Source organism: Plantactinospora sp. BC1 (assembly GCF_003030345.1).
Classification (GTDB): domain Bacteria; phylum Actinomycetota; class Actinomycetes; order Mycobacteriales; family Micromonosporaceae; genus Plantactinospora.
This window is the reverse complement of the sequence record NZ_CP028158.1, coordinates 5903809-5927897: the sequence shown is the minus strand read 5'-3', so window position 1 is coordinate 5927897 and position 24089 is coordinate 5903809. Positions and strand designations below refer to the sequence as shown.

General features: G+C 73.7%; 21 protein-coding genes. 14 read left to right on the top strand and 7 right to left on the bottom strand.

Annotated elements, in window-relative coordinates:
• The first annotated feature begins 7 nt into the window (after window positions 1-7).
• A complete protein-coding gene (locus tag C6361_RS25930; RefSeq protein ID WP_107269286.1) occupies window positions 8-688 on the top strand; it encodes a GNAT family N-acetyltransferase in 681 nt (226 codons plus the stop codon).
• Between the two features lie 31 nt (window positions 689-719).
• Here the strand turns inward: C6361_RS25930 and C6361_RS25925 are convergent, their stop codons facing one another.
• Together C6361_RS25925 and C6361_RS25920 are read right to left on the bottom strand one after the other, a co-directional pair.
• Window positions 720-1847, bottom strand: coding sequence for a polysaccharide lyase family 1 protein (locus tag C6361_RS25925; RefSeq protein WP_199853081.1), 1128 nt, complete (start codon window positions 1845-1847; stop codon window positions 720-722).
• Between the two features lie 528 nt (window positions 1848-2375).
• The gene (locus tag C6361_RS25920) at window positions 2376-3827 is read right to left on the bottom strand and encodes a glycoside hydrolase family 3 N-terminal domain-containing protein (protein ID WP_107269285.1); all 1452 of its coding nucleotides are present in this window, start codon (window positions 3825-3827) and stop codon (window positions 2376-2378) included.
• Between the two features lie 196 nt (window positions 3828-4023).
• On the opposite strand from C6361_RS25920, the gene C6361_RS25915 reads away from it, so the two are divergent.
• A complete protein-coding gene (locus C6361_RS25915; RefSeq protein WP_107258288.1) occupies window positions 4024-5199 on the top strand; it encodes an ROK family transcriptional regulator in 1176 nt (391 codons plus the stop codon).
• A 171-nt stretch (window positions 5200-5370) separates the two neighbouring features.
• Window positions 5371-6957 carry an N-acetylmuramoyl-L-alanine amidase gene (locus C6361_RS39275; protein WP_107271185.1) on the top strand — a complete coding sequence of 529 codons (1587 nt, stop codon included), beginning with the start codon at window positions 5371-5373 and terminating at the stop codon, window positions 6955-6957.
• 55 nt (window positions 6958-7012) lie between these two features.
• Here the strand turns inward: C6361_RS39275 and C6361_RS25905 are convergent, their stop codons facing one another.
• Window positions 7013-8014 (bottom strand): ABC transporter permease subunit, encoded by a 1002-nt coding sequence (locus tag C6361_RS25905; protein ID WP_107258289.1) that lies wholly within the window; start codon window positions 8012-8014, stop codon window positions 7013-7015.
• Window positions 8011-9033 carry an ATP-binding cassette domain-containing protein gene (locus C6361_RS25900; RefSeq protein WP_107269284.1) on the bottom strand — a complete coding sequence of 341 codons (1023 nt, stop codon included), beginning with the start codon at window positions 9031-9033 and terminating at the stop codon, window positions 8011-8013. The genes C6361_RS25905 and C6361_RS25900 overlap by 4 nt, the downstream gene beginning before the upstream one ends.
• Window positions 9034-9131: 98 nt before the next feature.
• On the opposite strand from C6361_RS25900, the gene C6361_RS25895 reads away from it, so the two are divergent.
• Window positions 9132-9971: an ABC transporter ATP-binding protein gene (locus tag C6361_RS25895; RefSeq protein WP_107269283.1), complete on the top strand. Its 840-nt coding sequence runs from the start codon at window positions 9132-9134 to the stop codon at window positions 9969-9971.
• A gap of 21 nt (window positions 9972-9992) precedes the next feature.
• Here the strand turns inward: C6361_RS25895 and C6361_RS25890 are convergent, their stop codons facing one another.
• Complete coding sequence (locus tag C6361_RS25890; RefSeq protein WP_107269282.1) at window positions 9993-11021, bottom strand: LLM class flavin-dependent oxidoreductase; 1029 nt, start codon at window positions 11019-11021, stop codon at window positions 9993-9995.
• Between the two features lie 77 nt (window positions 11022-11098).
• On the opposite strand from C6361_RS25890, the gene C6361_RS25885 reads away from it, so the two are divergent.
• Together C6361_RS25885 and C6361_RS25880 are read left to right on the top strand one after the other, a co-directional pair.
• The gene (locus tag C6361_RS25885; protein WP_107263904.1) at window positions 11099-11998 is read left to right on the top strand and encodes a ribokinase; all 900 of its coding nucleotides are present in this window, start codon (window positions 11099-11101) and stop codon (window positions 11996-11998) included.
• Between the two features lie 22 nt (window positions 11999-12020).
• Complete coding sequence (locus C6361_RS25880; protein ID WP_107258293.1) at window positions 12021-12440, top strand: YccF domain-containing protein; 420 nt, start codon at window positions 12021-12023, stop codon at window positions 12438-12440.
• Window positions 12441-12486: 46 nt separating this feature from the next.
• On the opposite strand, the gene C6361_RS25875 is transcribed toward C6361_RS25880, so the two are convergent.
• On the bottom strand, window positions 12487-13668 hold the full coding sequence (locus tag C6361_RS25875) for an RNA polymerase sigma factor (protein ID WP_234359659.1): 1182 nt from the start codon (window positions 13666-13668) through the stop codon (window positions 12487-12489).
• A gap of 151 nt (window positions 13669-13819) precedes the next feature.
• Window positions 13820-14194: a YciI family protein gene (locus C6361_RS25870; protein ID WP_107258295.1), complete on the bottom strand. Its 375-nt coding sequence runs from the start codon at window positions 14192-14194 to the stop codon at window positions 13820-13822.
• A 229-nt stretch (window positions 14195-14423) separates the two neighbouring features.
• On the opposite strand from C6361_RS25870, the gene C6361_RS25865 reads away from it, so the two are divergent.
• The 8 genes from C6361_RS25865 to C6361_RS25830 are packed head-to-tail and all read left to right on the top strand — an operon-like array spanning window position 14424 to window position 24078.
• Window positions 14424-15554, top strand: coding sequence for a LacI family DNA-binding transcriptional regulator (locus C6361_RS25865; RefSeq protein WP_107269280.1), 1131 nt, complete (start codon window positions 14424-14426; stop codon window positions 15552-15554).
• Window positions 15551-16486: a carbohydrate ABC transporter permease gene (locus C6361_RS25860; protein WP_234358999.1), complete on the top strand. Its 936-nt coding sequence runs from the start codon at window positions 15551-15553 to the stop codon at window positions 16484-16486. The genes C6361_RS25865 and C6361_RS25860 overlap by 4 nt, the downstream gene beginning before the upstream one ends.
• 2 nt (window positions 16487-16488) lie before the next feature.
• A complete protein-coding gene (locus tag C6361_RS25855) occupies window positions 16489-17346 on the top strand; it encodes a carbohydrate ABC transporter permease (RefSeq protein ID WP_107258297.1) in 858 nt (285 codons plus the stop codon).
• A 28-nt stretch (window positions 17347-17374) separates the two neighbouring features.
• Window positions 17375-18682: a sugar ABC transporter substrate-binding protein gene (locus C6361_RS25850; RefSeq protein ID WP_107269279.1), complete on the top strand. Its 1308-nt coding sequence runs from the start codon at window positions 17375-17377 to the stop codon at window positions 18680-18682.
• Between the two features lie 2 nt (window positions 18683-18684).
• Complete coding sequence (locus C6361_RS25845; protein ID WP_107269278.1) at window positions 18685-19818, top strand: ADP-ribosylglycohydrolase family protein; 1134 nt, start codon at window positions 18685-18687, stop codon at window positions 19816-19818.
• The gene (locus C6361_RS25840) at window positions 19815-21173 is read left to right on the top strand and encodes an ADP-ribosylglycohydrolase family protein (protein WP_107269277.1); all 1359 of its coding nucleotides are present in this window, start codon (window positions 19815-19817) and stop codon (window positions 21171-21173) included. Before C6361_RS25845 ends, C6361_RS25840 begins: the two co-directional genes overlap by 4 nt.
• A complete protein-coding gene (locus C6361_RS25835) occupies window positions 21170-22129 on the top strand; it encodes a ribokinase (protein WP_107269276.1) in 960 nt (319 codons plus the stop codon). The genes C6361_RS25840 and C6361_RS25835 overlap by 4 nt, the downstream gene beginning before the upstream one ends.
• Window positions 22126-24078, top strand: a complete 1953-nt coding sequence (locus C6361_RS25830) for an SUMF1/EgtB/PvdO family nonheme iron enzyme (RefSeq protein WP_107269275.1) — start codon at window positions 22126-22128, stop codon at window positions 24076-24078. The genes C6361_RS25835 and C6361_RS25830 overlap by 4 nt, the downstream gene beginning before the upstream one ends.
• The last annotated feature ends 11 nt before the right edge of the window (window positions 24079-24089 follow it).

The window sequence follows — 24089 nt, the reverse complement described above, 5'->3', positions numbered from 1 at the left end:
CGGGTGGATGCTCGACCAGCGGCTGCACCACCATCTGGTGACCTGGCTGGGCCAGTGGCCGGCCGGCGGGGCGCTGGACGTGGTCGGCTCCGAGCGCCGGATCCAACCGGGCTGGGACGGCGAGCCGCATCCGGTCGTCGGGATCGGCAACTCGCTCGGGGTCGTACTCTCGGTGCCGCCGGACCGGGTCGCCGCCGTACGCGCGCTCGGTGCCCGGCCGGTCGCGGCGCTGCTGGCCGAACTCCCCACCGTGCTCGACCTGCCCGGCTGGGTGGGCTACCGGGCGGTGTTCCGCTTCACGCTCGCCCCGGCGCCGCTGCCGGACGGCGGTGAGTGGGTCGACGCCGGGGACGAGGTGGTGCCGCCGTGGCTGCGGCCGTTCGGCGGCGAGGTGCTGGTGGTGCGGGACTCGGACGGCGGCTATCTCGCCGGGGTGGGCATCAAGCGGCACGACGGCTACGGGCACGAGATCGCCGTCGGCACCGAGCCGGCGGGCCGGGGACGGGGGCTGGCGCGTCGGCTCGTGGCGCAGGCGGCCCGCCGGGTGCTGGACGAGGGTGCGGTGCCGACCTACCTGCACGATCCCGGCAACCTCGCCTCGGCCCGGGTCGCCGAGGCCGCCGGGTTCGACGACCGTGGCTGGTCCGCCTACGGGCTGGAGCGGGCGGACCAGCCGACGTCCCCGTGACCCGGCGACCGTCTGAATCGGACCGTCCGGCTCAGCCGCAGACCTTGCCCACGCCGACTCCGCCCGACACGGTGCCCGGCACGCTGGCCGGCGGGTCCACGGTGTACGGATAGAAGCCGCGCGGCTCGACCACCGTGCCGGCGGTCTGCGGGGCGCCCGAGTTGACGTAGAGGTTGTTGCGCTCGACGACCCGGCCGGGGCCGCTCTTGTCGTATCCGACGTAGATCGGGTGGGCCACGTTCTCGAAGTAGTTGCCCTCGACCATCAGGCCGGCGTTCTCGGTGGAGGCGATGCCGTAGAGCGCGTTGTTCCGGTAGTAGTTGTTGAAGACGTGCACCGGGTCCGCGAACCTCACCCGGGGATGCCGCTGGTCCGTGCCGTCGAAGAAGTTGTGGTGGTACGTCACCCGCAGCTTCCCCACGTCGGCGGTGTACGTGTCGGAGTGCCCGACCAGCGACGACTTGCTGTGCTGGTGGAACCGGTTCCAGGAGACCGTGACGTAGTCCGACTCCCGCTTGATGTCGAGCAGCCCGTCGTAGCCGTCGGAGAGGTCGTTGTGGTCGATCCAGACGTGGTGGGCCTTGTTGGTGACGCTGATCGAGTCGTCCTCGGCGCCGGTGAACCGGATGTTCCGGATGATCACGTTGTTGCCCGGCCGGGTGGTGGAGCCCATCTGGAGGCCGCCGCCGGTGATCTCGGCGGTGCTGCCGACGCCGAGGATGCTCTTGTTCGCCACCACGGTCACCATGTCGTCGAGCTGGATCCGACCGGAGATCCGGATGACGAAGGGCCCGGCCCGCCCGGCGTAGTCCTCCAGCGCGGCGGCCGTGGTCACGGTCACCGTCGGACCGCCCGCGCCGCCGGTGGTGCCGTTGAAGCCGAGGGCGTTGACCGAGGCGAACCCGATCGGGGCGTCCGTACAGAGGATCGTCGCGTTTCCCGTCGTGGCGGTCCGGTCGTACGCCCCGGCCTGGGCCGGTCCGGCGGCACCGGGCAGGGCCAGGCCGAGTACCCCGACCAGGCCGGCGGCGACCCTGCCCCGGTGCCGGGCGAGCGGACTGCGACGGGTGGCGGGACGGGACGGGGCGGTACGGGACCGATGGGCGGCGGGTCCGGCGACGGGTCCGGGGCGCGGGGCGCCGAGGTGTCGAGGTGTCATCTGGGTTCTCGGTTTCTCGGTACGCGTCGCCACCCGGGCGACGCGGGCGTGGCGGGGGACGGGCGGTGCGGGCGCGGTGCGCTCGGCGGAGAGAGGTGCCTCCGCCCGGGTGGCCGGTACGGATCGGGCGGAGGCGGGAAAGCGCTTTCCTGCGATCCACGATAGGTCGCACACCGACGTTCGTCAATGAGATCGAAGCGGCCCCGCCCGGGTGCTGTCCACCGGACGCGAGCGTCCGGGGCGTCATCCGCGGACCGTGGGCCGGCGCCCGGGGCGTCATCCGGGGACCGTGGACCCGCGCCCGGGGCGTCGTCCGGGGACCGTGGACCCGCGCCGGGGGCGTCATCCGCGAACCGTGGACCCGCGCCGGGGTCCACGGTCCGCGTCCTCTCCCAGGCCGAGGTCCGATGGTGACGCCGTTGGCGGTGCCGGTAACGCTACGTATGCGTGCCAGCCCGGACAAGCCTGCGGCGGCCTCGTCCGAACTGGCCGTTCGGCGGATTTGACCTGGTATGGATCAAGATATGGCTAGGGAGCGAGGCGCAGGGCCTCGGCGGCGGCCCGACCGTTGGCGTGGCTGGCGCCGTACGTGGTGACGAAGGCGCGTACGCCCACGGGGCGCCAGCCGGAGGGCCAACCCATCTCCACCACGGTCACCGGATGGCTGCCGGCCAGCGCCTCGACCAGTTCGGGTCCGCCGGGGAGCCGGTGCAGGTGCCGGCCGACCAGCACGATCGGGCGTCCGGCGGCCCGGTCCCGGAGCGTGGCCGCGTCGGTCTCGGCGGCGACGACCCGGAGCTGTTCGGTGCCGTTCAGGTGTGGCCCGAGCCCCCACGGCACCCGCCCCTCGGCGATGGTGGAGGCGGCGAGGAGCTGCACCACCAGCGGTGCGGTGAGCCCGTCGAGGCTCCCCTCGACCCGTACGGCGCGGCGCGCGGCGGCGTACCCGAGATCTGTTCCGGCGGCCCGGACCGGCGCGACGGCCCGGGTCCACGCGGCGAGTGCGGCGGTCCGCTCGGCGGCCTGCTCGACCCGGGCCCGGTCGAGGCGCCCGTCGCCCAGGGCCGCGACGATCTCCGCGACCACCAGCTCGACCAGCTCGGCGTCGACCTGGGCGCCGATGCAGAGCAGGTCCGCACCGGCGGCCAGCGCCCGGACCGCGCCCGGACCGACGCCACCGGCGGCCACCGCCGCACCCCTCATCTCCAGCGCGTCGGTCAGCACCACCCCGGTGAAGCCGTATTCGCCCCGGAGCAGGTCGCCCAGCACGGCGGGGCTGAAGGTGGCCGGGTCGTCCCCGGTGAGCGCGGGCACCCGGATGTGGGCGGTCATGATCGCCCTGCTGCCCGCGTCGATCACCGCCGCGAAGGGCGGCAGGTCGCGGGCCCGGAGCAGCTCCACCGGTACGTCCACGGTGGGCAGTTCGAGGTGCGAGTCGGCGACCGTGGCGCCGTGCCCGGGGAAGTGCTTGGCGCAGGCGGCCACCCCGGCGGACTGGAGCCCGGTGACCGCGGCGGCGGCGTGCGCGGCGACCCGGGCCGGGTCGGCGCCGAACGCCCGGGTACCGATGATCGGGTTGTCGTCGGCGGTGTTGACGTCGACGGTGGGCGCGAGGTCGAGGTTGACCCCGACCGCCACCAGGTCGTTGCCGATCGCGTGGTAGACCCGCTCGGTGAGCCCGACGTCGTGCACCGCGCCGAGCGCGGCGTTGCCCGGATAGGGGCTGCCGGTGGCGTGCGCCAGCCGGGTGACGTCGCCGCCCTCCTCGTCGATCGCGATCAGCACGTCCGGCCGGGCCTGGCGCAGCGCGGCGGTGGTGGCGGCGACCTGGTCGGGGTGGTCGATGTTCCGGCCGAACAGGGTGTGCCCGGCCAGCCCCTCGGCGAGCAGGTCGAGGGCCCAGCCGGGCGGGCTGGTTCCGGGGAAGGCGGCGAGCAGCGTACCCAGCACCAGCCGGCGGATTCCTGGATCGGTCGGCACGTTCCTCCCCCTTCGGCCCTTTTCCCGGCTCCGAGTGTCGCACCGGGGTGGACCATCTCGGGGCCAAGCGCTGCCGGATCGGCTTAACACTCCGGCCGCACCGGACCATTACGCTACGGCTACTCCCACGAAGGTTAGCCTAGCTATTAGGAAAGCTTCTTAAACAAGAGGGACACCGCAACAAGAGGGACACTGCATGGCGAGCACCCGGCTACCTGGCACACCCCGCCTGCTCCGCGCGCTCAACGACCGGGCGGCGCTGGAGCTGCTGCTCGCGCGGGGGCCGCTCACCCGCGCCCAGTTGGGCGAGCTGACCGGGTTGTCCAAGGTCACCGCGTCCCAACTGGTGGAACGCCTGGAGGAGCGCGGGCTGGTCAGCCGGGTCGGCGAGCAGGCCGGCGGGCGCGGCCCGAACGCGCAGCTCTACGCCGTACGGCCGGGCACCGCGCACGTGGTCGGGGTCGACGTGGAACAGGACCGGGTGGTGGCGGCCTGTGCCGACATCACCGGCGAGGTGATCGGACGGGTGGAACAGTCCACCCGGGACACCGACGACCCGGTGGGCGTCGTGCACAACGCGGTGGTGCAGGCGGCGAGCGACGCCGGGGCCCAGCTGTCGACGGTACGCCGGGTGGTGCTCGGCACGCCCGGCCTGGTCGACCCGGCCACCGGCGACATCACCTTCGCCTTCAACCTGCCCCGCTGGCACCGGGGACTGCTCGCCGCGCTCCGCGAGGACCTGGACACCCCGGTGGTCTTCGAGAACGACGTCAACCTGGCCGCGGTCGCCGAGGCGGAGTCCGGCGCGGCGCGTGGGGTGGACGACTTCGTGCTGGTCTGGCTCGGCGTCGGCGTCGGCCTGGCCATCGTGCTGAACGGGCGGCTGCACCACGGCAGCACCGGCGCGGCCGGCGAGATCGGCTACCTGCCGGTGCCCGGCGCTCCCATTCCCCGGGACGCCTCCCGGCGGGCGAAGCCGGCGTTCGGGCAGCTCGCCGGCTCCGACGCGGTCCGCGCGGTGGCCCGGGAACACGGCTTCCGGGCCGGCTCGGCGGCGGACGCGATCCGGGCCGCCATCGCGGCCGGCACCGAGGGCGGGCCGGTGCTCGACGAGGTGGCCCGGCGGCTGGCGCTCGGCGTGGCGAGCAGTTGCGTGGTGCTCGACCCGCCGCTGGTGGTGCTGGCCGGCGAGGTCGGCCAGGCCGGCGGCACCGCGCTGGCCGAGCGGGTGCAGCACGAGGTCGCCGCGATCACCCTGGTCACACCCCGGGTGGTGCCCACCGAGCTGACCGACGAGCCGGTGCTGCGCGGTGCCCTCCGGGTGGCGCTGGACGCCGTCCGCGACGAGGTGTTCGGCTCCACGCTCGGCTGATCCGCCGCACCACGGGTGCCGGCCGGGGGCACCCGTCGGGCTGGCATGTAAATATCTTTCGCTACCGACGAGTTGGATGCAAGGTCTCGACATAGACGGATGTGAGGCTATACCGTACGGCCACCCGGCGTCCCGACCCCCCGGGACGTCCACCCTCGGGGAGGAGTGACGGTGACCGAACGGAACCCCCAACCGCGTGCGAGCCACCTGCTCGGCGCCACCCTGATCGCGTCCCTCGCCATCGGCCTCACCGGCCAGCCCGCACTGGCCGGCCGACCCGGGGCCGACCAGCCGGCCGCACCCGGCCCGGCCACCGTGACCGGACCGCTGGCCGCCGCCTTCGACAAGGCATCCACCAGGTACGACGTGCCCCGTGACCTGCTCGTGGCGCTCGGCTACGCCGAAACGCACCTCGACGGGCACGCCGGAGCGCCCAGCGCCTCCGGCGGCTACGGCGTCATGCACCTGACCAGCAACCCCAAGCTGCGCACCCTGGACGAGGCGACCGCGCTCACCGGCCTCGGCCGGGACACCCTGCGCACCGACTCCGCCGCCAACGTCACCGGCGCGGCGGCCGTACTGCGGTCGTACGCCGACGCCGCCGGGCTCACCGCCGCACAGCGCCGCGACGTCAACCGCTGGTACGGCCAGGTCGTCCGGTACGGCGGCGCCAGCACCCCGGCCGTCGCCCGGCTCTACGCCGACACCGTCTACGACCTGCTCGGCTCCGGCCTCGACGCCAGCACCTCCGAGGGGCCGGTACGGGTACCCGCCCGCAAGGTCGCCCCGGACCGGGGAGCCCTGCGCGACGTGGCCCCGCTCGGCAGCCCCGACCGGATGGGCATCATGAGCACCGACTACGGGCCGGCGGCCTGGGCCCCGGCGCACTCGGCCAACTACACGGTCGCGAACCGCGAGTCGACGTACCCGATCAACTACGTGGTGATCCACGTGACCCAGGGGTCGTACGCCGGCTCGATCAGCTGGTTCCAGAACCCGGCCTCGCAGGTCAGCGCCCACTACACGATCCGCTCCTCGGACGGCGCGGTGACCCAGTCGGTGCGGGAGAAGGACGTCGCCTGGCACGCCGGCAACTGGACCTACAACACCCAGTCGATCGGCATCGAGCACGAGGGGTACGTCACCCAGCCCTCCTGGTTCACCGACGCCATGTACCGCTCCTCGGCCGCGCTGACCCGGCACCTCTGCGACCGGTACGGCATCCCGAAGGACCGGTCCCGGATCATCGGGCACAACCAGGTCCCCGGCGCCACCCACACCGACCCCGGGCCGCACTGGAACTGGACCTACTACATGCAGCTCGTCACCGGCTCGACCCCGCCGCCCGGCTGGTCGCAGACGGTCGACAACTCCACCGCCGGCCGGTTCACCGCAGGGGCGAACTGGGGCACCTCGTCGTACTCGTCGCAGAAGCAGGGCGCGGACTACCGGTTCGCCGACCCGGTCGAGTCGAGCGACCCGGCCTGGTACAAGGTGAACATCCCGGAGACCGGCAGCTACCGGGTGGAAGCCTGGTATCCGGCCGACCCCGGCTACAACAGCTCGGCGCCGTACATCATCGCCACCAGCACCGGCAACCAGACCGTCTACGTCGACCAGCGCTCCGGCGGTGGCGGCTGGCGCACCCTGGGCACCTTCACCCTGCCCGCCGGTGACGCGAACAGGGTGGCGGTGAGCCGGTGGACCGGCGGCACCGGCCTGGTCATCGCGGACGCCATCCGGGTCAGCCGGGTCTGACGCCCGCCGGCGGTGCGGGGTCGCGACCGCGACCCCGCACCGCACCGCGGGACGGTCAGGCCAGGTCGCGGCGGTGGAAGGCGGCGAACGCGCCGCCGAGGGCCAGCAGCGTCAGCCCGAGCAGCACGACGAGCCCGGCCGGCCAGAGAATCGAGTACGACAGGTCGCAGTAACCCGACCCGGCCGCCGGGGCGCAGTCACCGGCCAGCGCCCAGAGCCTGATCCGGCCACCGACCCAGGCGATCACGTAACTGCTCAGCATCAACTGGTCCGGCCGGGCGACGTCCACGAGCCCCATCACGATCCGGCCGCCCACCTCCCACACCACGCCGTACGCGGCCGCGACGCCGAGCGCCGCCGAGGTGTGCCGGCCCAGCGTCGCCGTGGCGAAACCCAGCGCGGTGACCATCAGCACCAGCAGCAGCCCCCGGGTGACGGTGCCGGCCAGATCGGTCCAGAACGCCGCGCCCGGACTGCCGGGCAGGCCGCGTACCTCCGCGATGAGCCGGAACGCGCCGAGGTAGACCGCCGAGGCGACCACCGACACCCCCAGGACGCCGGCGAGCAGGGTGCCGAGCTTGGTGCCGAGTACCACCATCCGCCGTGGCCGCCACAGCAGCAGGTTGGTCATCCCGCCGGAGGTGAGGTCCGCGCCGATGTAGGAGGCGCCGACCAGGAAACCGAAGAGGCAGAGAAAGGCGATCAGGAAGTACGTCAGGTCGAGGATCTGCCGGTCGAAGACGAAGACCCCGGTCAGGAAGTCGGAGGCGTCGATCCGGTCCGGGTGCAGCTCCGCGCAGTTGCCCTGGTACCGCACCCCCAGCTCGGGCGCACCGGCGCGTTCGGCACGCAGGCAGTCGGCGTACCACTGCCGGGCGTCCACCCGCTGCTGCTCGGCCCGGGCCTCGGCCACGCTGATCTCGGCGGCGGTCGGCTGGTGTGAGCCGGCCAGCGTGGTGGCGACGGTGACCCCGAAGGCCGTGACCAGCAGCACCAGCATGAGCTGTACGAAGCGACGCGCGGCCAGCCGGCCGATCTCGGCGCGTACCAGGTTCACGGCTCCGCCCTCGGGTCGTCGCTGCTGACGGTGATCTCCGCCGGGTCGTTCGTCGGGGCGCCCGGCAGCACCGACTCGTCGACCTGGCGCGGCACCCCGGGGCGGGGTCGGGTGCCGGTGAGTTCCAGGAAGACGCTCTCCAGGTCGGGGGTGAGCGGGACGAGTTCGCGGAGCCAGAGACCCTGCTCACCGAGGATCCGGCTGATCCGGGCCGGATCGTCGACCCCGGAGACGACCAGGTGGTCGGGGTGCACCGCGACCGGCAGCCCGGCCGCCTGGACCAGCTCGACCGCCCGGGGCTGGTCGTCGGCGACCCGGATCCGGAACTCCCGGTGGTCGAAACCGGCCAGCACCGCCTCGACCGGACCGGCGGCGACCCGCCGACCCCGGGAGATGATCGTCACGTGGTCGCAGATCTGCTGGATCTCGGCGAGCAGGTGGCTGGAGACCAGCACCGTGACCCCGGTGGCCGCGAGGTCGCGCATCAGGTCCCGCATCTGGCGGATCCCCGCCGGGTCCAGGCCGTTGGCCGGCTCGTCCAGGATCAGCAGCTCGGGCTCCTTGAGCAGGGCGGAGGCGACCGCCAGCCGCTGCCGCATGCCCAGCGAGTACGCCCGGACCTGCTCGTCGGCGCGGTCCCGCAACCCCACCTGCTCCAGTACCGCGTCGACCCGGCCGTCCGGCACCCCACCGGCGACGGCGAGCAGCCGCAGCGTGCGGCGGCCACTGAAGTTGCCGAAGAACTGCGGGCTCTCCACGATCGCCCCGAACCGGTGGACCACGGCGGGCAGCCGCCCGGGCGTCGGCTCGCCGAACAGGGCCATCCGGCCGCCGTCCGGGCGGACCAGGCCGAGCAGCGTACGCAGGGTGGTCGTCTTGCCGGAGCCGTTCGGGCCGAGGAAACCGTGCACCTGGCCCGGCTCGACGCGCATGTCGAACCCGTCCAGCGCGACCCGACGACCCCGGCGCAGACTCGTGAACGTCTTGCGCAGACCGGCTATCTCGATCACCGCCGGCACGTCCCACCTCCCGGCAACGTGACATACGACACGGCGCATCACCCTACGGCCCGGACGCTGCTCGCGGGGGGAACGGCGCTGCGTGGTTGGATGGTCGGGTGCGTGATGATCCGGTTTCCGTCCCCGCCGACGCCGGCTCCCCGGCACCGGTACCCCCGGACGTGGTGATCGACTTCCACGGCGTCGGCGTACTGCGCTCCGGCACTCCACTCTTGCGTGACGTGACCTGGCGGGTGTGGCCGGACGAGCGCTGGGTGGTGCTCGGGCCCAACGGCGCGGGCAAGACCACCCTGCTCAACCTGGCGGCCGGGCGGCTGCACCCGACCACCGGCCTGGTGCACGCGCTCGGCGAGCGGATCGGGCGCACCGACCTGGCCGAGCTGCGTACCCGGATCGGGCTGACCACGGCGGCGCTGGCCGAACGGGTCCCGGCGGAGGAGCGGGTCCGCGACGTCGTGCTGACCGCCGCCTGGTCGGTGGTGGGCCGCTGGCGCGAGCAGTACGACGAGATGGACGAGGCGCGGGCCAACGCCCTGCTCGGCCAGCTCGGCGTGCTGGCCCTGGCCGACCGCACGTACGGGACCCTCTCCGAGGGCGAGCGGAAGCGGACCCAGATCGCCCGCGCGCTGATGACCGACCCGGAGCTGCTGCTGCTCGACGAGCCGGCGGCCGGGCTCGACCTCGGCGGCCGGGAGGACCTGGTGGCCCGGCTCGCCGGCCTGGCCCACGACCCGGACGCTCCGGCGCTGGTGCTGGTCACGCACCACGTGGAGGAGATCCCGCCCGGCTTCAGTCACGCCCTGCTGCTCCGCGAGGGTGGCGTCGTGGCGCAGGGGCCGCTCACCGAGACGGTCACCGGCGAATACCTCTCGAAGACCTTCGGGCTGCCGCTGGTGGTCGAGCGCTCCGGCGACCGCTTCACCGCCCGCGCCGCCTGACGGAACACCGCCCCGCAGACGTCAGCGGGTGCGAGCCTCGGCGGTGGTCGTGGTCGCGGTCGTGGTCGCGGCGCGGACCATCGGCAGCAGCGTCTCGGCCGCCAGGGTGATCTGGGCGACCGCCAACTGGGCGTCCCGGGGTGGCACGAAGACCACCGCGTCGGCGCTCGCCTCCCGCAGCCGGGTCACCGCCGTCGCGCACTGCTCGGCGCTGCCGGCCGAGGTGAACCGGTCGAGATAGTGCTCGGGCAGGGCCGCCGCCAGCGTTTCGACGCCGGACGACCCGGCCAGCATGGCGGTGATCTCGTCGGCCAGGTCCGCGTCGGCCGGTGGCAGCACCCAGCCGCCGGCGAGCTGGGCGGCGAACTCGCGGCGCGCGCTGGCCCGGCCCTCGTCGAAGTCCAGGTGGGCGTAGACGGTGAGCCGGTGGTCGTCGGTACGGCCGGCCTCCCGGCGCCCCTCGTCGATCAGCCCCCGGGCCCAGCGCACGTACGCCGGACTGGCGCCCTCGGCCAGGATCGTGCCGTCCGCCACCCGGCCGGAGAGCCGCAGCGACCTCTCGGCGCGTACGCCGGTCGAGATCGGCGGCAGCTGCTCCGGCGGGAACTCCAACTCGACCTCGTGCAGCCGGGCATGCCGGCCGGCGACGGTGACCCGTTCCCCGGCCAGCAGGGCGCGTACCGCCGCCACGGTCTCGCCGAGCACCGCCAGCGGCGACGGGTGGTCGGCACCGACCTGCCGGACCCACTCCGGCATCCCGTGCCCGAACCCGGGCAGGATCCGGCCGGGAAAGAGCCGGGCGAGGTTGGCCAGCTCCATCGCGGCCAGCGCGGGATTGCGGAACGCCGCCGGCAGGATCCCGATGCCGATCCTGAGTCGGTCGGTCACCGCCGCGGCGACGGCGGCGCTGGAGACGGCTCCGCCGAAGAAGCAGTCCTCGACCACCCACAGCTCGTCGTAGCCCAGCCGCTCCACCAGCCGGGCGTACGCCGGAAGCTGCTCCGGGGCGGTGTCACAGCGGTACATCACTCCGATCGGCATCTGTCCCATGTCTGGCAGCCTGCCAGACGACACCGACGACGGCGCGGCCTAGACTCAGGCGGTCGCCGAAACGGGAGGTGCCGCCGGTGAGCCGGCCACGGGTCGTAGTCATGGGCAGCGCCAACATGGATCTGGTGGTCACCACCGGCGCCCTGCCGAAGCCCGGCGAGACCGTCTTCGGCACCGACTTCGTGATGGTGGCCGGGGGCAAGGGCGCCAACCAGGCGATCGCGGCCACCCGGGCCGGCGCCGACGGGGCGCTGCTCGGCGCGATCGGCTCGGATTCGTTCGGCGTGACGCTCAAGGCCCGGATCTCGGCCGCCGGGGTGGACACTGAACGGGTCCGGGTGGTCTACGGCGCCTCCGGGGTGGCGGTCGTCACCGTGGACGCCGAGGGTGAGAACACGATCGTGGTCACCCCGGCCGCCAACTCGGCGTTCGTCGGACTGACCGAGAGCGAGCTGACCGCCGTACGCGAGGCGGACGTGCTGGTCGCGCAGTTGGAGATCCCGGTCGGCACGGTGACCGAGGCGGCCCGGGCGGCCCGGTCCGCCGGTACCCGGGTGGTGCTGAACGCGGCACCCGCCCAGCCGGTACCGGTCGAGCTGCTGGACGCCGTCGACCTGCTGGTGGTCAACGAGGCCGAGGCGCGGGCGATCACCGGGTGCGGGCAGGAGAATCCGGCGGCGCTGCTCGACGTGGTGCCCCGGGCGGTGCTCACCCTCGGCCGGCACGGTGCCTGGTACGGCGACCGCGACGGCACCGCCGTGCACGTACCCGCGGTCAAGGTGGACCTGGTCGACTCCACGGCCGCCGGTGACGCCTTCACCGGCGCCCTGGCGGTGGCCTGGGGCGAGGGCCGGGAGCTGGTCGACGCGGTGCGCTGGGCGAGCGCCGCCGGTGCCGCCTGTGCGCGCCGGCTCGGTGCCTCGGTCGCGTTGCCGCTGCGGGCCGAGATCGACGCCCTGTACGTCCCCGCGGGTTGATCCGGGGGCGCACCATGGAGGCATGGTGCGATTCGTCCTCAACCTGCTCTGGCTGATCTTCGGTAGCGGCATCGCCCTCGCCATCGGGTACGGGATCGCGGCCCTGATCTGCTTCGTGCTGGTCGTGACCATCCCGTTCGGAGTCGCCGCGCTGCGGCTGGCGTACTACTCGCTCTGGCCGTTCGGCCGGACCCTGGTGGCGAAGCCCGGCGCCGGGCTCGGGTCGGGGCTGGCCAACGTGCTCTGGATGGTGCTGGCCGGCTGGTGGCTGGCGCTGGCGCACATCGTCGCCGGGATCGCGCTCTGCGTGACGATCATCGGCATCCCGTTCGGCATCGCCAACTTCAAGCTGGTCCCGGCGGCGTTCTGGCCGCTCGGCCGGGAGGTGGTGGAGGTCGACGACCTCCGACGCCCGGCGGCGACATCGGTCCCGGCAGCCTGACCCCGGCCGGCTGACCCCGGGGCCCCGTACCGGGCGCTGGGCGAAGTCAGGCGGTGCCGGGCAGCGCCCGGCGGCTGCGGCGCAGGAAGTCCTGCTCGACCGCGTTGCGGGTCAGCGCTGCGGCGGCGTCGTAGGCGAGGGCGGCCTCGGCGGTACGGCCGAGCCGGCGCAGCAGGTCGGCCCGGACGGCGTGGAACACGTGGTAGCCGCCGAGATCCAGGTCGTCGACCAGGGCCAGCGCGGCGGCCGGCCCGGCGACCTCGGCGAGCGCGACCGCGCGGTTCAGCGCCACGACCGGGCTCGGGGCGATCGCCAGCAGGTGGTCGTAGAGCTGGAGGATCTGCGCCCAGTCCGTCTCGGCGGCGGTCGCCGCGTCGCTGTGCACCGCGTTGATCGCCGCCTGGATCTGGTACGGCCCCGGTCGGTCGCGGCGTAGGCAGCGCCGGACCAGCGCCTGCCCCTCGGCCACGAGCCGCCGGTCCCAGCGGCTGCGGTCCTGCTCGGCCAGGCGTACCAGCCCGCCGTCCGGACCGGTCCTGCTCGGCCGGCGCGACTCGACCAGCAGCATCAGGGCGAGCAGCCCGAGTACCTCGGGCTCGTCGGGCATGAGTTCGGCGAGCAGCCGGCCGAGGCGGATCGCCTCGACGGCGAGGTCCGGGCGGTCGAGCCGGTCGCCGGAGCTGGCGGTGTGGCCCTCGTTGAAGACCAGGTACAGCACGGCGAGTACGGCCTGGAGCCGGTCCGGCAGGTCGGCCTCGGCCGGCACCCGGTACGGGATGCGGGCGGCCCGGATCTTGCCCTTGGCGCGTACCAGGCGTTGCGCCATGGTCGGCTCGGGGACCAGGAAGGCGTGCGCGATCTGCGCGGTGCTCAGTCCACCCAGCAGGCGCAGGGTCAGGGCGACCCGGGCGGCGGGGGCGAGTGCCGGGTGGCAGCAGGTGAAGATCAGGCGTAGCCGCTCGTCCCGCACGGGTCCCTCCTCGTCCGGCCCGCTCCCGGCGTACGGGGCCGGTTCGTCGGGGGTGTGCAGCAGGGCGGCCTGGGCGTGCCGGTCGGCCCGGGTGGACTCGCGGCGGAGCTGGTCGATCGCCCGGTTCCGGGCGGTGGTGATGATCCAGCCGGCCGGGCTCGGCGGTGTGCCCTCGACCGGCCAGCGCCGGATCGCGGTGGCGAAGGCGTCCTGCACCGCGTCCTCGGCGGCGTCGATGTCGCCGAGGACGCGGATCAGGACGGAGACCGCCCGGCCGTACTCGGCCCGGAACGCCCGCTCGACGTCGGCGACGGTCGCCGGGGCGCGTCCGGGCCGGTGCTCCGGGTGGGGCGCCTGGCCCGACCCGGCGCTCCGCTTCCGCCGAGGTGTCCGTGCCGGGTGCGGCGGTTCAGGCACGGGGCGGATCGCAGCTCTCGGCCTCGTCGGCCAGTGGCCGTACCTCGATCGGCAGCAGACCGATCGCCCGGGCCAGCTTGCCGCCCCACTCCAGCGCGGCGTCGAGGTCCGGGGCCTGGATGACGGTGAACCCGCCGAGGTGCTCCTTGCCCTCGGTGTACGGCCCGTCGGTCATCAGCACCTCGCCGTCGTGGTGCCGGAGCACGGTCGCGGTGCTCGCCGGGTGCAGTCCGGCGGCGAAGACCCACGCTCCGGCGGCCTTCATCTCCTGGTTCAGGGCGGCCAGGTTCTCCATGATCGGGTCCAGGATCTCCGGACCCGGGGGCTCGCCGTCGCCCTGGTAGATGCTGAGCAGGTACTGCTGCATGGTCTGCGACCTCCTCCTCGCGCCGCCGGCACGGTGCCGGCGGCCTCTCCACCTCTACACGAACGGCGGTCGGCCGGATCGACACCCTCGTCCGGAAATTCGCCCGACCGGTGCCCGTACTGCCGCCTGAGCAGGGACGAAACGTTTTCGTAACGGGGTCTTGACGGGTCGGGGGGAGCGGAGCAAACTTCCCGGAAACGTTTACAAGGCAGGAGCGGAGGTTCGGTGCATGGGTCGTAAACGTTTACAGCCCGCCGCCGACGGCCGGCCGACCGTGCACACCGTGGCGGCCCGGGCCGGCGTCTCGATCGCCTCGGCCTCGCGCGTCCTGAACGGCGTCGGCGGCAGCGCCGAGACGGTCCGCCGGGTCCGCGAGGCGGCGGCCGAGGTCGGCTACGTGCCGAACGCCATCGCCCGGTCCCTCCAGGCCCAGCGCACCGGCTTGGTCGCGCTCGCCGTCGCGGACATCGGCAACCCGGTCTACGTGGCGATGATGCGGGCCATCGAGGCCGTCGTCGCCTCCTCCGGCCGGCAACTCCTGGTGCACGCCACCGGTGGCGAGATCGACAGCGAGACCGACCTGCTGCGCCGGCTCGCCAACCGCTACGTGGACGGCATGATCATGTCCCCGATCCGGATCACCGACCGCCACCTCGACGCGATCGTGGTCAGCCCGGTCCCGGTCGTCGTGGTCGGACAGTTGCCCGACGACGCGCCGGTGGACAACGTCCGGACCGACTCGCGGGCCGGCGTGGCGCTCGCCGTCGACCACCTGGTCGCGGCCGGGCGGCAGCGGATCGGCTTCGTCAACGGCCCGCTGGACACGGTGCCGGGCGCGGCCCGGGACGCCGGCTTCCGCGCCGCGCTGGCCAGCCACGGCATCCCGGTCGACGAGCGGCTGATCGAGGTCGGCGACTTCCAGTACGCCGCCGGCCGGGAGGCCGCGACCCGGCTCTTCGCCCGGGCCGAGCCCGACGCGCTGCTCTGCGCCAACGACCTGATCGCGGTCGGTGCGCTGCACGCGCTGCTCACCGCAGGGCGCCGGGTGCCCGAGGACGTGGCGCTGGTCGGCATGGACGACACCGAACTGGCGCAGATGGCCTTTCCGCAGCTCTCCAGCGTCTCGCTGGGCTCCGCCGACCGGGGACGGCGGGCGGCCGAACTCCTGCTGGAGCGGGTCGCCGACCCCAGCCTGCCGCCCCGGCGCGAACACGTCGCCCCGAGCCTGGCGGTACGCGCCTCCAGTACCGTCGGCGGCCCGGCCCGAAGCGGCCCGCCACCGGCCCCGAGGCCCGCGACCGGCCCGGCGAGCCGCCCCTCGACGGCTCCGGCCGACGGCACCCTGGAAGTGACCCCGTGACCACGCTGGCCGAGCGACCCGACGTCGAGCGGACCGGACAGGGCAACCGCTCCGGGCGTCGCCGCTCCGACCGGACCACCGTCTACCTGCTACTGCTCCCGTCCCTGCTGCCGGTACTGGTGCTGTCGGTCTTCCCGCTGCTGCGCGGCATCTACCTCGGCTTCACCGACGCCCGGGCCGGCCGGAACGTCGAGGTCAGCTTCACCGGCCTGGCGAACTACCGGGAACTGCTCGGCGACAGCCTGTTCTGGAGTTCGTTCCGGATCGGCCTGCTCTGGGCGTTCGCGGTGACGGTGCTCCAGTTCCTGCTCGCCCTCGGGCTGGCCCTGCTGCTCGACCAGCGGCTGCGGTTCCGGGGCGTGGCCCGGGTGCTCGCCGTCGTGCCCTGGGCGATGCCACCGGTGGTGGTCGGCATCCTGTGGCGGCTGGTCTACCACCCGGATGCCGGGCTGCTCAACGAGTTCCTGCACCGGATCGGCGCGGACGGGCTCCGGACCACCTGGCTCGGCGACTTCAACACCGCCCTGCCAGCGGTGATCATCGTCGGGGTCTGGGCCGGCATGCCGCAGACCACCGTCGTACTCCTGGCGGCGTTGCAGGGCGTGCCGCGCGAGCTGCACGAGGCGGCCGCGATGGACGGAGCCGGCGCGTGGCAGCGGTTCCGCAACGTCACGCTCCCCTCGCTGATGCCGGTGATCGTGGCGATCACCTCGCTGGACTTCATCTGGAACTTCAACTCGTTCGGCCTGGTCTACGTGCTCACCGCCGGTGGGCCGGGCGGCCGCACCATGCTGCCGATGCTCTTCGCCTACGAGGAGGCGTTCCGGTACGGCAACTACGGCTACGCGGCGGCGCTCGGCAACGTGATGGTGGTGATCGTCGTGGCGTTGCTCGCGGTGTACCTGCGGCGCCGGCTACGGGAGGCGAACTGACGATGGCCCGGAACAACACGGCCGCCAGGCGGCGTACCCGGGTCGGCCGGGGACTGCAATACCTGGCCCTCTCGGCGTACCTGGTCTTCCTGGCGTTCCCGCTGGTGTGGCTCCTCTCCACCTCGTTCAAGCCACCCCGTGAACTGGTCAGGCTGCACCCGACGCTGATACCGGAGAGCCCGACGCTGGCCAACTTCGTGCAGGCGTTCACCGAACAGGAACTGGGCCGGGCGGCCTGGAACAGCATCCAGGTGTCGCTCGCCTCGGCCCTGCTCACCGTGCTGATCGCGACCCCGGCGTCGTACGCGCTGGCGCGTTTCCGGACCCGGCTGGGCACCGTCGCGCTGGGCTGGGTACTCCTCTCCCAGCTCTTCCCGTTCGTCCTGCTGATCATCCCGATCTTCCTGGTACTCCGGCAGGCCGGACTGGCCAACACGCACGCCGGGCTGGTGCTGATCTACGTGGTCTGGGCGCTGCCGTTCGCGCTCTGGATGCTCCAGGGCTTCGTCCGCAACATTCCGCGTGAGCTGGAGGAGGCGGCCTCGGTCGACGGCGCCAACCGGCTCCAGACGCTGCGCCGGGTGATCTTCCCGTTGCTCACCCCGGGCCTGGTCGCCACCGCGCTGTTCGCGTTCATCTCCGCCTGGAACGAGTTCTTCTTCGCCCTGGTGCTGATCAAGACTCCGGAGCTGGCGACCCTGCCGGTCGCGCTGGCCCGGTTCGTCGGCATCGAGGGCACCGCCCGGCTCGGGCCGCTGGCGGCCGGCTCGCTGCTGGCCACCCTCCCCAGCCTGGTCTTCTTCGCCGTCATGCAGCGCCGGCTGGCCTCCGGGTCGCTCGCCGGAGCCGTCAAGGGATAACGCACAACCACCACAGGAGGTAGCCCCCGTGCTCGACAGAGTTTTCCGACGAAGAGTTTCCCGGCGGGTCGCCGCCGCCGCGCTGGCCGGCGTCGTCGGACTCGGCGCGCTCGCCGCGTGCGGCGGCGGGAGCGGAGACGACGAGAGTTCCGGCCCGGCCAAGCTGCGCTTCCTCAGCCTGGCCTGGCAGAAGGAGTCGCTCCAGGCCAACCGGGACCTGGTCGCCAAGTGGAACGCCGAACACCCGGACATCCAGGTCGAGTACGTCCAGGGCGACTGGAACTCGGTACACGACCAGTTGCTGACCGCCTTCGAGGGCGGCGACGCCCCGGACATCGTGCACTACGAGGCGGCGTCGATCGGCGAGTTCAGCAAGCAGGGCTACCTGGCCGACCTCTCCGGCCTGCTCTCCGACGACTTCAAGGGTCAGATCGACAAGGGGATCTGGGACACCGCGACCTTCGACGGCAAGGTGACCGGCGTCCCGTTCCTGCTGGAGTCGCAGGTGGTGATCGCCAACAAGAAGCTGCTGGACGCGGCCGGCGTCGCGGTGCCGCCCGCCGACGGCGGCTGGAGCTGGGACGAGTTCCAGGCCAACGCGCAGAAGCTGACCGGTCCCGGCAGGTACGGCGTCGCCTGGGCGCTGAAGTCGCCGACGAACCGGGTGATGAACCTGGCGCTCAACTTCGACGGCAAGTACTTCTACACCGACGGCGGCAGGACCGAGGTGCGGATCGGGGAGGCCGAGAAGGAGGTGCCGCGGCGGATCCACGACATGCTCTACAGCACTAGGACCGCCTCGCCGGAGGCGCTGGGGATGAGCGGCGCCGACACCCTGCCCGGCTTCTTCGCCGGCAAGTACGCGATGATTCCCGGCTCGGTCTCGCTGCGCCAGCAGATGGTCGAGCAGGCGCCGGCCGGCTTCGAGTGGGTGACGATCCCGCCGGTGAAGGGTGTCTCGGCCAACCAGGCCGCCAACCCGCAGACCCTCTCGATCGCGGCCGACTCGGCGCACCAGAAGCAGGCGGCGCAGTTCCTGGAGTACTTCCTCAACCCGACCAACATGGCCGCGCTGGCCAAGGGCGACTGGCTGGTGCCGACCGGGAAGCAGGCGAACGAGGAGCTGGTCAAGGCGACCGGCGGCAAGCAGGGCTGGGACGTCGCGGCGGACAGCGCCAAGGACCTGACGGTGGCGCCGTTCCAGATGGTCGACGGCTATCCGGAGTGGAAGCTGAAGTACGCCACCCCGGCCCTCCAGCAGTACTTCGCCAACAAGATCACGCTCGACCAGCTCGGTACGCAGCTCGTCGACGGTGGGAAGCAGGTCCTGAGGTAACCATGGAACACTTGCTCGACAAATCGGTCGGCTGCCTGGTCGGCGCCGCGGTGGGCGACGCCCTCGGCGGGGCCACCGAAACGGCGCTGCCCGAGCAGATCCGGGCCCGGTACGGCGACTGGGTGCGGGGCGTCGCACCGCCGTTCCACGCCGACTGGGCCACCGCGCGGCCACTCGCGCCGTACCACAAGGGCGACGGGCACATCACCGACGACACGTTGATGACCCACGCGCTGGTACGGGCGTACGCGAGCAAGCGCGACCACCTCGACGCGTACGACGTGGCGGAGCTGCTCGTGCCCGACCTGCTCGAGCGGGTGGTCTACATCCCGGACCTGGAGCGGGAGGGGGTGACCTTCCACCGCCTCGCCGCCGCCGAGCGGTGGCTGGTCACCCGCCTGCACCACGCGCACGCCGACCCGAGGGAGGGCGGCGTCGGCAACATCGTCAACTGCGGCGCGGCGATGTACATGGCCCCGGTGGGGATCGTGAACGCGGGCGACCCGGCCGGTGCGTACGCCGAGGCGGTGGAGATCGCCGGGGCGCACCAGCACAGCTACGGCCGGGAGGCGGCGGCGGTGCTGGCCGCGGCGGTGGCGGCGGCGATGGCCCCCGGCGCGGGCGTGCACGACGTGCTGGCCGCGGTGCTCGACCTGGCCCGGGACGGCACCCGGGCGGCGATCGCCGCCGTGGTGAAGGAGGCCGAGGGGTACGCCGACTGGCGCGACGCCATCGCACCGCTGCGCGCCGCGGTCGCCCCGTACGACACGGTCGGCGAGGAGTACCGCAACCCGGGGCTGGGTGCGCGGCGGCCCAGCCGGCTGCACGCGATCGAGGAGTTGCCGGTGGCCCTCGGCATGCTGGTGGTGGCCCGGGGTGACTTCCGCGAGGCGGTGCTCGGCGCGGTCAACTACGGCCGGGACGCCGACTCCACCGCCACCATGGCCGGGGCGATCGCCGGGGCGCTCGGCGGCGCGGCGGCGGTCCCGGCCGAGTGGTCGGCGACGGTCGCGGAGGCGTCCCGGACCGACCTGGTCGCACCGGCGAAGGAGCTGGCCGAGGTGGCGGCGGAGGTCTTCGCGCGGGACCGCGAGCGGTTCACCCGGCGCGCCGAGCGGTTCGCCGGACTGTCATGAGGCTCACCTGGGTACAGCCGGAGGATCTGCTGCCGCACGAGCTGGCGGCCAGCGCCGACGAGGGGCGGGACGTCTCGGCGGTCGCGCGGCGCTGGACGGCGGCCGGTGGTTCCGTGCTGCCGCCGGTCAGCGGGGCGTCCGCCGAGCCCGCCGACCCGCGGTTGCGGGCACTGGCCGTGGAGCTGCTCGACGAGTGCGACGCGCTGCCGTCGGCCCCTTCGGCGGCCGAGCCGACCGGGCTGGCCGCGATCCGGGCGAGCTGGCCGACGGAGTACGGGCTGCCGACCGGGGCGCCGGAGCCGGACCGGTTGCACGGCGGCTGGCTGGGCCGGGCGGTCGGCTGCCTGCTGGGCAAGCCGGTGGAGAAGATTCCCCGGCACGGCATCCGGGAGATCCTGACCGCCACCGGGCGGTGGCCGCTGGCCGGCTACTTCACCGGGGTCGGGCTGCCGGCCGAGGTGGCGGCCCGCTGGCCGTGGAACCGGCGCAGCGCGCCGACCAGCCTGGCCGAGAACATCGACGGGATGCCGGAGGACGACGACCTCAACTTCGCGCTGCTGGCGCTGCGGATCCTGGAGACGTACGGCCCGGAGTTCGGCAGCGCCGACGTGGCCCAGGCGTGGCTGGACTGGCTGCCCGGGGGACGGGTCTTCACCGCCGAGCGGGTGGCGTACCGGAACCTGCTGCTCGGGCTGGCCCCACCGGAGACGGCGCTGCGGCACAACCCGTTCCGGGAGTGGATCGGCGCCCAGATCCGCACCGACGTGTACGGCTGGGTGTATCCGGGCCGGCCGGACCTGGCGGCCGAGCTGGCCCACCGGGACGCGGTCGTCAGCCACGTCCGGGGCGGGGTGCACGGTGCGCTCTGGGTGGCGGCGATGACCTCGGCCGCCGTGGTCGCCTCCGATGTGGACAGTGTGCTCGACGCGGGCGAGTCGGTGCTGCCGCCGCAGAGCCGGTTCGCGGCGACGGTACGCGAGGCTCGGGCCCTCGGCGCCGAGGCGGCGGCCGGCTCGACCGACTGGGAGTCGGTGCTGGACACCCTGCACGCCCGGCACGGCCACCTGCACTGGGTGCACGTCCGCAACAACGCCGCCCTGGTGGCGGCGGCCCTGGCGTACGGCCGGGGCGACCTGGTCCGGTCGATCTGCGCGGTGGTCAGCGGTGGCTGGGACACCGACTCCACCGGGGCGACGGTCGGCTCGGTGACCGGGGCGCTGACCGGTGCCGCCGGGCTGCCGGCCGAGTGGACCGGACCGCTGCGCGGGCGGCTGCGCAGTAGCATCGCCGGCTTCGACGGCGTGACCTTCGAGGAGTTGGCCGAGCGAACCCGGCGGTTGGGGGAGGAATCATGACGACGGTGGGATCGGGCGAGGTCCGGGTGGTGGTGGTCGGCAGCGCCAACCTGGATCTGGTGGTGTCGACGCCGACGCTGCCCCGGCCCGGCGAGACGGTGCTCGGCGACGCGCTGCGGACCGTTCCCGGCGGCAAGGGCGCCAACCAGGCGGTGGCGGCCGCCCGGGCCGGGGCCAGGTGCGACTTCGTCGGCGCGGTCGGGCAGGACGGCTTCGCCGACCAGCTCCGGAGCAACCTGGCGGAGGCGGGGGTGGACCTGCGCCGGCTGCGTACCGTGCCGGGTCCGTCCGGGGTGGCGCTGATCGCGGTGGACGCGCAGGCCGAAAACCTGATCGTGGTGGCGCCGGGCGCGAACGGCGAACTGACCAGCCTGGACGCGGACGACCGGACGACGGTGGAGGCGGCGGACGTGCTGCTCTGCCAGTTGGAGGTACCGCTGACGGCGGTCGCCCAGGCCGCGCGGTGGGGCCGGGGCGCCGGTACCACTGTGGTGTTGAACGCCGCGCCGGCCCGCGCGCTGCCGGCGGAGCTGCTCGACGTCGTCGACCTGCTGGTGGTCAACGAGGTCGAGGCGGCCGTGGTGGCCGGCGTCGCCACCGAGACCGGCGTGGCGGCGCTGCTGGACGCGCTACTGGCCCTGGTACCCCGGGTGGTGCTCACGCTCGGCGCCGACGGCGCCCGCTACGCCGACCGGCTCGGCCTGCGGCTGGCGGTCGAGGCGCCGAGGGTCGAGGCGGTCGACACCACCGCGGCCGGGGACGCCTTCACCGGTGCCCTGGCGGTGGCCTGGGCGCAGCGGGGCGGGCCGGTGGAGCCGGCGGCGGTGACGGCGGCGCTGCGCTGGGCCTGCGCGGCGGGTGCCGCCTGTGCGCGGCGGCCCGGCGCCTCCACCGCGCTGCCCACCCGGGACGAGATCGACGCCCTCTACGCAGAGAGCTATCCGGAGCCGGCATGACCTTCAACCCCTATGTCCCGAGGCCGATCGACCTGCCCGCGGCGGTGCCTTTGGCAGCGCACGCCGACCTGTCGGTGCTGGACGAGGCGAAGATCTTCGCCGCCCCGGAGGATCCGGCCCGGTGGCCGGCCTGGCGGGATCGGCTGACCCGGTGGCGGACCGAGGCGCGGGCCCGGCTCGGCTACGACGGCGGGCACTACGCCGAGATCGCCGGGGACTGCTTCACCGTCTGCCTGGTCTGGCTCTGGGACGAGACGCTCTACGACGCCGAGCGCGGCGTCTTCACCGTCGAGGGCTTCCTCGACCGTGCGGAACGCGACTTCGGCGGCTTCGACGGGGTGGTGCTCTGGCACGCGTACCCGGTGATCGGGCTGGACGACCGCAACCAGTTCGACTTCTACCGGCAGGTGGCGGAGCTGCCCGAGCTGGTCCGGGCGTTCCAGGCGCGGGGCGTCCGGGTCTTCGTCGACTACAACCCGTGGGACGTCGGTACCCGTCGGGCGCAGCGCTCCGACGCCGACGAGGTCGCCGCGCTCGCCGGCTGGCTGGGCGTGGACGGCGTCTTCCTGGACACCCTCAAGGAGGGCGCGGGCGAGCTTCGGAAGACCCTGGACGCCGTCCGGCCCGGGATGGTGCTGGAGGGCGAGTCGCGGGTGCCGCTGGCCCGGATCGCCGACCACGCGATGTCCTGGGCGCAGTGGTTCGCCGACTCGCCGGTGCCGGGGGTGCTGCGGGCCAAGTGGTTCGAGCGGCGGCACATGCTGCACCACACCCGGCGCTGGCACCGCGACCACCTCGACGAGCTGCACTCGGCCTGGCTCAACGGGGTCGGGGTGCTGGTCTGGGAGAGCGTCTTCGGGGTCTGGGTCGGCTGGAACGAGCGGGACCGGGCGCTGCTGCGGGCGATGCGCCGGGTCCAGCGCGGCCACGCGGCCTGGCTGCGCGCCGAGGACTGGACCCCGCTCGCCGACCACGTCGTCGGGACCGAGGTGTACGCCTCCCGCTGGCTGCACGACGACACTCCGCTGTGGACGGTCGTCAACCGGGGCGGGGCGTACGACGGGCCGTGGCTGGTCACCGAGGACCGCCCCGGTCACCGCTGGTACGAGCTGACCACCGGTGCCGAGCTGACCGCCACCCCGGCCGGTCCCGGTCGGGTAGCCGTCGGCGGGGCACTGCCGGCGGGTGGGATCGCCGCCGTGCTCGCCACGGTCGAGGAGTTGACGCTGCCCCGGCACGCCCCCGCCGGAGGTGACCCGAACTTCCCGGCCCGGGCAGCGGTCCGCCGGGCCGCGCCGGTGGTGCGCCGCGACGACGTACCCGACGGGATGCGGGCGGTCGACGGCGGGCGGCGGGAGTTGCTGGTCCGGTACCGGCAGCGCGAGACCGGGCTCTACGGCGAGGCGCCGTACGTCGACGAGTGGAAGCCACTGCCGCCCCGGCTGCACCAGCCGGTGACCCTGCGTCGCGCCGTCGAAGTTGGACGGCTCGCCATCGCCGAGCGGGAGGTGACCGTCGCCGAGTACGCCGAGTTCGTCCGGGTCACCGGCTATCGCCCGCTCCGGCCGGAGCGCTGGCCGTGGGCGGACGGTGGGCTGCCGGGACCGGCCGACGGGCCGGCCACGCACGTGGAGCTGGCCGACGCCCGGGCGTACGCGGCCTGGGCTGGGCTGCGGCTGCCGACCGAGGACGAGTGGCAGGTCGCCGCCGAGTCGGGACTGCTGCGCCGGGTCGAGCCGCTGGTCTGGAACCTGACCGAGAGCGAGCACACCGACGGGCGTACCCGGTTCGTGATCCTCAAGGGCGGTGCCGCGTACCGGGCGGACGGCTCGGACTGGTATCTCGACGGCGGACCGCAACCGCCGGAGGCGTCGGTGAAGCTGCTGACCCTCGGCGCCGGACTCACCCGCTCGGAGTCGATCGGCTTCCGCTGTGCCGTCGACCTGTGACCGTGCGCCGT